The sequence below is a fragment of the Dactylosporangium sp. NPDC049525 genome (assembly GCF_040676755.1).
Taxonomy (GTDB): Bacteria; Actinomycetota; Actinomycetes; order Mycobacteriales; family Micromonosporaceae; genus Dactylosporangium.
The window spans coordinates 73,955-83,728 of sequence record NZ_JBFAPO010000052.1; the positions used below are offsets into that span (position 1 = coordinate 73,955).

Below are 9,774 nucleotides of genomic sequence, written 5' to 3' on the forward strand. Positions count from 1 at the left end.
CAGATGACCGTTGCGTTAAGCATCGTTACAGAAGTGAAGCCGCTTGACAAGTGATGCGGCGTCGTGTTTGTTAATAGTCGTAACGCTACTGATGCCCATTCACTGCTGCGCCCAAACCAAGGCAGGGACACCATGACCGAGCCCGTCACCGTCTCGAAGGAACCCGACCTCCCGAAGCCCGAGCCCGGCCCGCTCGGGCGGCTCGCCCGGGTCACGTACCGGCGCCGCGGCCGCACCCTGGTCGCCTGGATCGTGGCGCTCGTCGCGGCCGTCGCGCTGTCGATCTCCTTCGGCGGGGAGTTCGCCGCCGACTACTCCGCGCCGGGCTCGGACTCCAAGGCCGCGCAGCAGCTGCTGGAGCAGAGCTTCGCCAGCCAGTCCGGCGCCACGGTCTCCGTGGTCATCCGCGCCGACGGCGGCGTGGCCGCGGCCAAGACCGACGTGCAGGCGCTGCTGGCCAAGCTGGCCACCGCGGCGCACGTCGCCGGCGTCGCCGACCCGTTCCAGAAGCCCGGCGGGATCTCCGCCGACGGCCGGACCGCGATCGCCGACCTGCGCCTCGACGTGGTCAACCCCGACGACATGCCGGTGCCGGACAGCCAGCGGCTGATCGACATCGCCGGCGAGTTCGACCGGGACGGTCTGACCGTCGCGCTCGGCGGGCAGAGCATCCAGCGGGCGGAGCAGGGCGCGATCGGCTCCGAGGGCATCGGCCTGGCCGCCGCCATCATCATCCTGCTGCTCATGTTCGGCTCGGTGATCGCGGCCGGCCTGCCGGTCCTCGTCGCCGTCGCCGGGCTCGCCGTCAGCAGCACGCTGACCGGGGTGCTCATCAACTTCGTCGACGCGCCCGACTGGTCCACCTCCCTCGCCACGATGATGGGCATCGGCATCGGCATCGACTACGTGCTGCTGATGGTCACCCGGTTCCGCGAGTGGCGGGCCGCCGGCCTCGACCCGGAAGCCGCGACCGTCGCCACGCTGGACACCGCGGGCCGGTCCGTCATGGTCGCCGGCAGCACCGTCGTGGTCAGCATGCTCGGCCTGTTCGCGATGGGCCTGTCCTTCATGCGCGGCGCCGCCCTCGTCACCATCCTCGGCGTGGTGGTCGTGCTGGCCGCCAGCGTCACGCTGTTCCCGGCGCTGCTGGGGTACCTCGGCAAGCACGTCGACCGGCTCCGCCTCCCGCTCGGCCGCCGCGCCCCGGTCACCGTCGCCGCCGGCGGGCACGTCGAACCCGGCCGCGGCTGGCTGCGCTGGAGCGCCATGATCCAGCGGCACCGCTTCGTCTCGGCCCTGCTGGGCGTGGCGATCCTGCTCGCGCTCGCCGCACCGTTCCTGGGCGTCCGCTTCGGCTTCCCCGACGCCGGCAACAACCGCGCGGAGACCACCACCCGCCAGGCGTACGACCTCGTCGCCGAAGGCTTCGGCCCCGGCGCCAACGGCCCGCTCGTCCTGGCCGTCCAGCTGCCCGGCACCGGCGACCGCGCCGCGCTGGACAAGCTCGCCGCCGCGCTGCCCGGCGTCGACGGCGTGGCCGCCGCGATGCCCGCGCAGGTCAACCAGGACGGCACGACCGCGGTCGTCACCGTCCTGCCGCGCACCGGCCCGCAGGACGCCCGCACCGAGGACCTCGTCGAGCGGCTGCGCGACATGCTGCCGCAGACCCTCGCCGGCACCGGCGCGAGCGTCCACATCGGCGGCGTCACCGCCACCGCCATCGACAGCACCGCCAACATCGCCCGGCGGATCCCGCTGCTCATCGGCGGCGTGGTGCTGCTGTCCATGCTGCTGCTCCTGGTCTCCTTCCGCAGCGTCGCCGTCGCGGTCAAGGCGGCCGTGATGAACCTGCTCTCCGTCGCCGCCGCGTACGGCGTGGTCGCGCTGGTCCTGCAGGGCGGCTGGGCCGGCCGGCTGGTCGGCATCGACACCGAGACGCCGCTGCCGGCCTTCGTGCCGGTGCTGATGTTCGCGGTCCTGTTCGGCCTGTCCATGGACTACGAGGTGTTCCTGGTCAGCCGGATGCGGGAGGTCTGGACGCGCACCGCCGACAACGGCCGCGCCGTCACCGACGGCCTCGCCGGCACCGCCCGCGTCATCACCGCCGCGGCCGCCATCATGATCGCGGTGTTCGCCGCCTTCATCCCGAGCCCCGACCTCGTCCTGAAGGTCATCGGCGTCGGCATGGCCGCGGCGATCCTGCTCGACGCGACCGTCGTGCGCCTGCTGCTGGTGCCGGCCGTCATGCACATCCTCGGCCGGGTCAACTGGTGGATGCCGGCGTGGCTGGTCCGGGTCCTGCCCGAACTCCACGTCGAGGGCAAGGCCCACGAGCACCTGCCCGCCGAGCCCAAGGAACTGGTCACCACGGGCTGACCGTCCACAGGAGAGGGTGCGGAGGCGGGATGCCTCCGCACCCTTTTCGCGTGCGAACCGGGCTGCGGGGCGGGCCGGCCGCCGTGTCGGCGACACGGCCCGGACCTGAGGGGCGTCAGCCCTTCGTCGAGCCGAGGGACAGCCCGGCGATGAACTGCTTCTGCAGCGCCACGTAGACGATCAGCGTCGGGATGGCGGCGATCAGGGCGGCCGCGGCGATCATGTTCTGGTTGGCGACGAACTGGCCCTGCAGGTTGGCCAGCGCCGAGGTGACGGGCCGCTTGTCGCCGGTGGAGATCAGCGTGATGGCCCAGAAGAAGTCGTTGTAGATCCAGGTGGTGAGGAGGGTGGCGAGTGCGGCGAGGGCGGGCCGGCACAGCGGCAGGGTGAGTCGCCAGTAGCGGGTCCAGACGCCGGCGCCGTCGACGATGGCGGCTTCGTCGAGCTCTGTCGGTAGCGTTTTCATGTAGTTGCTGAGGACGAAGACGCAGAAGCCGAGTTGGAAGGCGACGTTGATGGCGATGAGGCCGAGGTAGGAGTTGTACATGAGGCCGCTGGTGCTGAGCCAGTGGGGGAGTGGGATGGCGAGGTAGAGGCGGAAGAGTGGGGTGATGATGACCTGTTGGGGGAGCAGGTTGCCGGCGGTGAACAGGATCAGCAGTGCGATGTTGAACCGGAACCGCAGCCGGGACACCACATAGGCGAACGACGCGGCGAGGAACAGCGTCAACAGGACCGCCGGCACGGTGACGATCAGCGAGTTGAGGAAGAAGTGCCACATGTCGGACTGGGTCCACGCGGCACGGAAGTTCTCCAGCGTCAGGCGGTCCGGCAGCGACACGTACCCGTGTGCGTTGGTGTCGGCGATCGGCCGGAGCGCCACGTACAGCGAGAACAGCACAGGCGTGAGCCACAGCGCGATCATGACGAGCATGAACGCCTGTGCCGCGGTGCTGCCGAGCCGGGACGGTTTCATGTCGGAGCATCCTCACGCCGGAACGCCTGCCAGAGAAAGATCGTGATCGGCACGAGGGAGATGGCGAGCAGGATGACGCCGAGGGTGGAGCCGAAGCCGATGCGTTGGGTTTCGCCGACGATGTTCTGAGTGACGGCTACCGACAGCAGTTCGAGGCCTTTGAGTGGGTTGCCGCCGGAGGTGATGTACACGAGGTCGAACGCACGGAGTGATTCGATGACGGTGACGACCATGACGACGATGTTGATGGGGCGCATGGCGGGGAAGACGACCCGCCAGAACGTCTGCCACGCGGTGGCACCGTCGACGAGGGCGGCCTCGCGCAGCGCCGGGTCGACGGCCTTGAGTCCCGCGAGGTACAACACCATCACGTAACCCGCCTGCCGCCAGCTTGCCTCGACCAGCAGCGCCCACAGGTTCAGCGAAGGGTCGCCGAGCCAGTCGATGAGGTTGTTGTCCGCGGTGCGGCCGAGGACGGAGTTGATGAGGCCGTAGTTGGGGGAGTAGATGAGTTCCCAGATGATGCCGATGAGGGCGAGGGACAGCATCACGGGTAGGAACAGGATGCTCTGGTAGATGCGTGAGCCGCGGATCCCTCGGTCGATGACGACGGCGAACAGCATGCCGAGTGGGGTGGCGAAGCACACGAAGACGAGCAGCCAGATGATGTTGTGCCGGACCGCGGGCCAGAAGTCGGGGTAGGTGGTGAACGCCTGCTCGTAGTTGCGTACGCCGTTGAGGCAGCCGGGTTGCGGGATGCCGGGGACGGATGGCAGCGAGTCGCAGGACTGCAGTTGCACGCCGCCGACGCCGGTCCACTTGGTGAACGACAGCCCGACCGACGCGAGCGCCGGCCCCCAGATGAGGGTCGCCTCGAGCAGTAAGGGGATACCGAGCATCGCCGCCGCGACGAGGACGTCGCGGCGGGTGAGGAGCCGGCGGCGCCGCTTCACTTGGTGAAGATCGTCTTGGCCTGGTCCTCCGCGCTCTTCAGGATGGAAGAGGCCGTGTCCATCGTCGGTGCGTCGATGAACGTCTGGATCGCCTTGATCATCACGGTGGCCATGTCGGGGACGGTGTCGCGGTCCATGAACTGCGACACGTTCTGGCACTTCGCGATCTCCGCCACCGACTTCTTCTGGATCTCGTTGTAGGTCGGCGCGACGAGCCCGTTGGCGAGTCCGACGTCCCAGTGGTCGGTCTCCAGGAACTTGGTCTCGGCGGCGGCGGTGCCGATGTACTGCAGGACCGCCTTCGCGGCGGCGGGGTTCTTGCCCTTCTTCGGCAGCATGAACCCGTCCGTCGGGGCGTCCATGTACTTCTGCCCGTGCGCGGGGTTGATCACCGGGTAGGGGAAGAAGTCGAGGTCGGCGAGGTTCGCGGGCGCATAGTTCGCGGCGACCTGGTTGGAGCCCTGGAACATCATGCCGGCCTGCTTGTTCTCCAGGGCCTTCGCCGCGTCCTGCCAGGTTCTGCCGTTGGCCCCGTTCTGCGTGTACGGCATGATCTGCCGCCACTGGTCGAACACCGCCAGCACCCGCGGGTCGGTCCACGGCGCCTCGTGCTTCATCAGAGACGTGTGGAACTCGAAGCCGTTGATGCGCAGGTTCAGGATGTCGAAGGTGCCCAGCGCCGGCCAGCCGTCCTTCTCCGCGAACGCCAGCGGCACCAGGCCGTCGGTCTTCATCCGCTGGCACAGGGCGACGAACGCGTCCCAGGTCGTCGGCACCTGGTAGCCCTTCGCGGCGAAGACGCTCTTGTTGTAGAACACGACCCACGGATAGTTGTACAGCGGCACCAGGTAGTAGTGCCCGTCGATGCCCTTGGAGAGGCTCTTCGCGGCGTCGTTGAACGTGCCGCCGATCTTCTCCCACACGTCGTCGATCGGGGTGAGCAGCCCCTGCGCGGCGAAGAACTGCAGCCGGTACCCGGCGAACCAGGTGGCCAGGGAGTCCGGCGTGCCCTGCAGGTAGCTGCTGATGTTGTTCTGAAACGTGTTGTGGTCGGTGGTGTTGACGGTGATCGGCACCTTGGTCGATTCCGTCGCGGCGGCGGTCAGCGCGGCGAACGCGGTCTTGGTGGCGTCGTCGGAGTAGTTGGAGCCGAACGTGATCGGGTCCGTGGGCGAGCCGGCGTCACCGGTCTTGTCGTCGTCGCCGCTGCAGGCGGTGAGGAATGCCGGCGCCCCGAACAGGGCGGCCGCCCCGGCGAGGCCCTGCAGCGCGGAACGGCGGGACATTCGCAGGTCTGTCATGGTCGCCTCCTGGCGGGGATGGGCGAGGCCGGCGCGGCACACCGTGCCGGAGGTTTCCAACAACTTCCAACTCGGATGCTCACAACCAATCACAGCAAAACGGTTCGCGGCCGGTCGTGTCAAGGATCGAAATGGATCACTTTGATAAAGGTCTGCGCCTGCTGTCGGGTAGCCGTACCTAGACCGTTGTGAGTACTGGCACGCATCCCCGGCGGCTGCCGGCACGGCAGAGTGTGCGCATGCATTCTTCGCGCGGTGGCAGCATGGTCCGATGGTGGGCGACGGTCGTGGTGGGTGCCGCGGCCGCGCTGCTGTTCGCGTGGCTCGGCCGGGTCGCGGGCGTGTCTCTGCAGACCCTGGTGACGATCGGCGCCGGCCTGGCCGCGCTGATGTGGACGATCGTGCTGGTCACCTGGCCGTGGAACCTGTACTTCGAGGCGCGCCAGGTCACCGCCGAGAACGCCGCCTCCCGCGGGCGCGGCATCACCGTGCCGGCGGCGAGGGACGACGAGGCGAGACGGATCGCGCGGTGGATGCTGCGCTTCGCGATCGGCGGGCACGTCGGCACCGCCGCCGTCACCGCCGGGTTCGCCTACGTGTCCGGTGAGCTGTTCGGGTACTACCTGGCCGGTTTCTACCTGCTGTCCACGATGGTCCGGCCCGCCGCCGCCTGGTTCGGCCACCTGCGGGACCGGCTCACCTCGCTGCGGCGGGAGAGCACCCACCCCCGCGACGACGTCGTGACCCTGCACGCGACCGTGCAGTCGCTGACCGACGCCGTGGAGAAGGTCCAGCGGGAGCTCGACGACGCGCGCACGGCCGCCGCCGAGGACCTCGAGCGACTGCGCCGGCAGGCGACGACCGACCTGACCCGGCTGGAGGACGCGCAGGCGGTCGACCGGGCCGCGGCCCGCGACCGCGACGAGGCGCTGAAGGGCCGCATCGAGCAGATGGCGCGCCGGATCGAGGGGACCCTCGACGGCATCAGCGACCACCAGGAGCTGCTGACCGGGATCCGGGCCCTGGTGCGGATGATCAGGACGGATCCCGCGTAGCCCCGGCCGTCACCTCGCGGTGCCACGCGCTGACGACGGCCGGGAAGTCGGGGTGGCCGCCGTCGGCGAGGTGCCGCAGCTTGTGCCGGGCCAGGGCCATGCCGAGGCGGACACCGTCGTACAGGTGGGCGCCGCCGTCGGTGAGGGCACCTGCCAGGACACCGGCGGCGTAGACGTCGCCCGCGCCGGTCGCGTCCAGGACCAGGTCCGTGGTGAGGATCTGCTGCGGGTGGAACCGGGCACGCAGCAGCGGACCGGAGCGGGTGAACGTGGTGACCCCCGACGGGCGTTTGACGTGCACGACCCGGCCCGGCCGGCCGACCCGCAGGATGCGGTCCGCGGCCCACGTGTCGTCGCCGGTCGTGCCGAGGGCCTGCAGCTCCCGTTCGTTGAGCAGCACATGGTCGGCCATGGTGGCCAGCGCCGTGACCGGCACGGAGCGGCTCCCCGCCCACACGTGCCCGGGGTCGAACGACAGCACCGTCTCCGGGCTGCGGTCGCGGACCGCGGCGAGGACGTCGGCGAGCACCGCCGGGGTCCGCGCGTCCAGGAACGACGTCACGTGCACGATCCTCGCCGCCGACAGGTACCCCACGACCTCCTCGAAGCGGGACTCCAGGTGCTCGGCCATGCGGTCGTTCGCACCCGGATGGACCAGCAGCGTGCGCTCGCCGTCCTCGACCAGCGACAGGCAGACGCCGCTGAGCTCGCCGGGTGCGTCGCGCAGGTGCTCGGTGTCGACGCCGAGCCGGTGCAGCCGCTCCGCGACCGGGGCGCCCGGCACCGGCAGGCGGCCGGCCACGCCGACGTAGCCGAGCCGCAGCCCGGCGCCGGTGTGCGCGAGGGCGGCGATCGTGTTGTACGCGGAACCGCCGACGGCGACCCGTACCGCGGCCGCGCGGACCGTCCGCATCGCCGCGTCGACCGTCGCCGCGCCGACCCGGCACTCGGCGCCCCAGTCGACGGAGCCACGCAGCAGGGTCCGCGCGGCGGGCGTGACCGGGGCGATCGAGTCGAGGTTGAGCGCCCCGACCCCGACGACGTCGAACCTGAATCCCACCCCGGTCAGCTGCCCGCCGCGACCGGTGTCGCGGCCGCTCCACGGACGCGGGTGGGTGCGGCGGGGTCGAAGGCCGCCTCGACCGCGACCCGTTCCATCTCCACCGCGAGGGTCCAGATGTCGGCCGGGGCGAACCGGTGCGTGTCGGCGCAGATCGACACGTCCACGGCGTCGGGCGCGGCGTCGACGCTGATGTTGAGCGCGGCGTCCAGCACGTCGACCTTCCGGTTCCACCAGCTCGTCGAGCGCGGCAGCGCGTCGGCCAGCCGCTGCGGCGTCGCCACCTCCCCGGCCTGCGGCGGCGCGCCGTCCCGGGTCCGCCGGTCGTTCACGATGACGTCGAAGTCGACGTCGCCGCGGTCGGCCCGCACCCGCTCCAGCGTCGCGGTCAGCGCGACCGGGTCGTAGTGCCCATGCATGTAGGCGTTCGTCGCCGCCGTCCAGGCCCGCCCGACCACCTCGTCGAAGGTCGCGTCGACCACGTCGACGGCGCAGAGGCTCAGCTGGGCCAGCTGGCTGACCGAGTCGGCGCAGCCCGGCCGGAACCGGTTGCTCACCACCAGCTGTGCCACGCTCGGGCTGCGGCCGGTCAGCCTGGCCAGGGCAACGGCGTAGGCGGCGAGGACCACATAGCCGACCCCGGCGCCGGTGCGCTGCGCGATCAGCTGCATGGCCAGGTGCATGGCCGGCGAGCGGTGCGTGATCTCCCAGTACCGCGGCTCGCGCGGATCGCCGGACCCGCCGAAGCGCTCCGCCGGGATCGTGCGCAGCAGCTGCTCCCAGTGCCGCAGCGACTTGTCGCTCTGCCGCCGCCCGGACGGGGTGTTCTGCTTCGCCGCCAGTTCGAGCGGGGTCAGACCCGGCACCGGCGCGGCCGTCGTCCCCGTCACGGGGTCCATCTCGGCCATGTCCCGCACGATCGCGTCGATGCCGAACCCGTCGACGGCGACGTGGCAGTACAGCACGACGACGTGCGTCACCGCCCCGCCGTGGCGTACCACACCCATCCGGACCGGCCACTCGGTCTCGTAGGCGAACGGCGCCTCGTATCGCAGGCGCAGCTCCTCGGCGGCGGCGGCGGGATCCTCGTCGGTGTCGACGACCTCGAGCGTCAGCTCGCCAGACTCGGACACGACCTGCCGGGTGCTGCCGTCGGGCTCGAACCGCAGCCTGGTGCGCAGCGCCTGATGGCGGCTCACCAGGTAACGCAGCAACGTCTCCATGTCCCGCACCGACGTGCCCGCCGGCATCGGCACCGTGCCACCGATGTTCATGCTGAGCCCGGTGCGGCGCATGGTCTGCCAGATCCCGAGCTGCGCCCAGGTCAGGTCGGCGACCCCGGAGCCCTCTCCGTGAAACGGCACGAGGATGCGACTTGTGCTACTGCCCATCGCTATTCCCTTCTCATGACCGCCCAGGGAAATTGTGGACGTGCATTTGAAGAAGTCAATGGGCCGTACGGCGGTCCGGCGCGCCCCCGTGCCGGGCGGTCCGGTCAGGGGGCGATGGAGGCGCGGCGGGCGGCGCGGGAACGGCGCAGGCCCAGGATGCCGATGACGATCAGGAGCGCGCCGAACACGCCGATGCCGGCCACGATCATGGTCAGGTCGCGCAGGGTCAGGTCGGACATGAAGGAGGAGCCGCCCGAGCCGCCCGCCGGCACCGCATAGGCCGCCGAGGGCAGCGCCGTCAACACCACGAGTGCCACCGCCGGCACGACAACCCACCGCATTCGTCGCAACATGGCGGCAAGTCTGCCAGCCGCCGGCCCGTCGCGTCACCCGGCGCCCATCCGGCGCGGGGAAGGCCATCACCCGGCCGTTACCAGGGGCGGAGAAGATCGTCACCCGGTGCCGTGGACGCCGTCACCCGCCGTGAATCACCCGGCGTGGTGCGGGCTCCCGCGTGGTGCGGGCTCCCGCGCGGTGCGCGGTGGAAGCCGTCAGCCGGTGGGAGCCGTCAGCTGGTGGTGCCGTCACCCGGAGGTGAGGTCGGCGGCGGTCGGCAGGGCGGTGCGGGCGCCGACGGCGCGGGTGGCGAGGGCGCCCGCGAC

Annotated in this window: 8 protein-coding genes; 2 read left to right on the top strand and 6 right to left on the bottom strand. The window is 70.7% G+C overall.

Translation table 11 applies throughout. The features are described 5' to 3' along the window. Positions 1-132: 132 nt before the first annotated feature. The gene (locus AB0K00_RS44665; protein ID WP_363534753.1) at positions 133-2,376 is read left to right on the top strand and encodes an MMPL family transporter; all 2,244 of its coding nucleotides are present in this window, start codon (positions 133-135) and stop codon (positions 2,374-2,376) included. A gap of 115 nt (positions 2,377-2,491) precedes the next feature. Here AB0K00_RS44665 and AB0K00_RS44670 read toward each other — a convergent pair whose 3' ends face one another. From AB0K00_RS44670 to AB0K00_RS44680, 3 genes are read right to left on the bottom strand one after another with little or no spacing between them, the layout of a single operon-like run. Further along, positions 2,492-3,352, bottom strand: a complete 861-nt coding sequence (locus AB0K00_RS44670; RefSeq protein WP_363534755.1) for a carbohydrate ABC transporter permease — start codon at positions 3,350-3,352, stop codon at positions 2,492-2,494. Further along, complete coding sequence (locus tag AB0K00_RS44675) at positions 3,349-4,305, bottom strand: sugar ABC transporter permease (protein WP_363534758.1); 957 nt, start codon at positions 4,303-4,305, stop codon at positions 3,349-3,351. The genes AB0K00_RS44670 and AB0K00_RS44675 overlap by 4 nt, the downstream gene beginning before the upstream one ends. Further along, a complete protein-coding gene (locus AB0K00_RS44680; RefSeq protein ID WP_363534761.1) occupies positions 4,302-5,606 on the bottom strand; it encodes an extracellular solute-binding protein in 1,305 nt (434 codons plus the stop codon). The genes AB0K00_RS44675 and AB0K00_RS44680 overlap by 4 nt, the downstream gene beginning before the upstream one ends. A gap of 239 nt (positions 5,607-5,845) precedes the next feature. Between AB0K00_RS44680 and AB0K00_RS44685 the strand changes: the two genes are divergently transcribed. Next, positions 5,846-6,661: a hypothetical protein gene (locus tag AB0K00_RS44685; protein ID WP_363534764.1), complete on the top strand. Its 816-nt coding sequence runs from the start codon at positions 5,846-5,848 to the stop codon at positions 6,659-6,661. On the opposite strand, the gene AB0K00_RS44690 is transcribed toward AB0K00_RS44685, so the two are convergent. The 3 genes from AB0K00_RS44690 to AB0K00_RS44700 all read right to left on the bottom strand — a co-directional run bounded on the left by AB0K00_RS44690 (position 6,642) and on the right by AB0K00_RS44700 (position 9,465). Then, a complete protein-coding gene (locus tag AB0K00_RS44690) occupies positions 6,642-7,721 on the bottom strand; it encodes a carbohydrate kinase family protein (protein ID WP_363534767.1) in 1,080 nt (359 codons plus the stop codon). The two genes, AB0K00_RS44685 and AB0K00_RS44690, sit on opposite strands and share 20 nt — an antisense overlap. Positions 7,722-7,726: 5 nt before the next feature. Further along, positions 7,727-9,112: a condensation domain-containing protein gene (locus AB0K00_RS44695; RefSeq protein WP_363534770.1), complete on the bottom strand. Its 1,386-nt coding sequence runs from the start codon at positions 9,110-9,112 to the stop codon at positions 7,727-7,729. A gap of 104 nt (positions 9,113-9,216) precedes the next feature. Next, positions 9,217-9,465 (bottom strand): hypothetical protein, encoded by a 249-nt coding sequence (locus AB0K00_RS44700; protein ID WP_363534773.1) that lies wholly within the window; start codon positions 9,463-9,465, stop codon positions 9,217-9,219. Between the last annotated feature and the right edge of the window lie 309 nt (positions 9,466-9,774).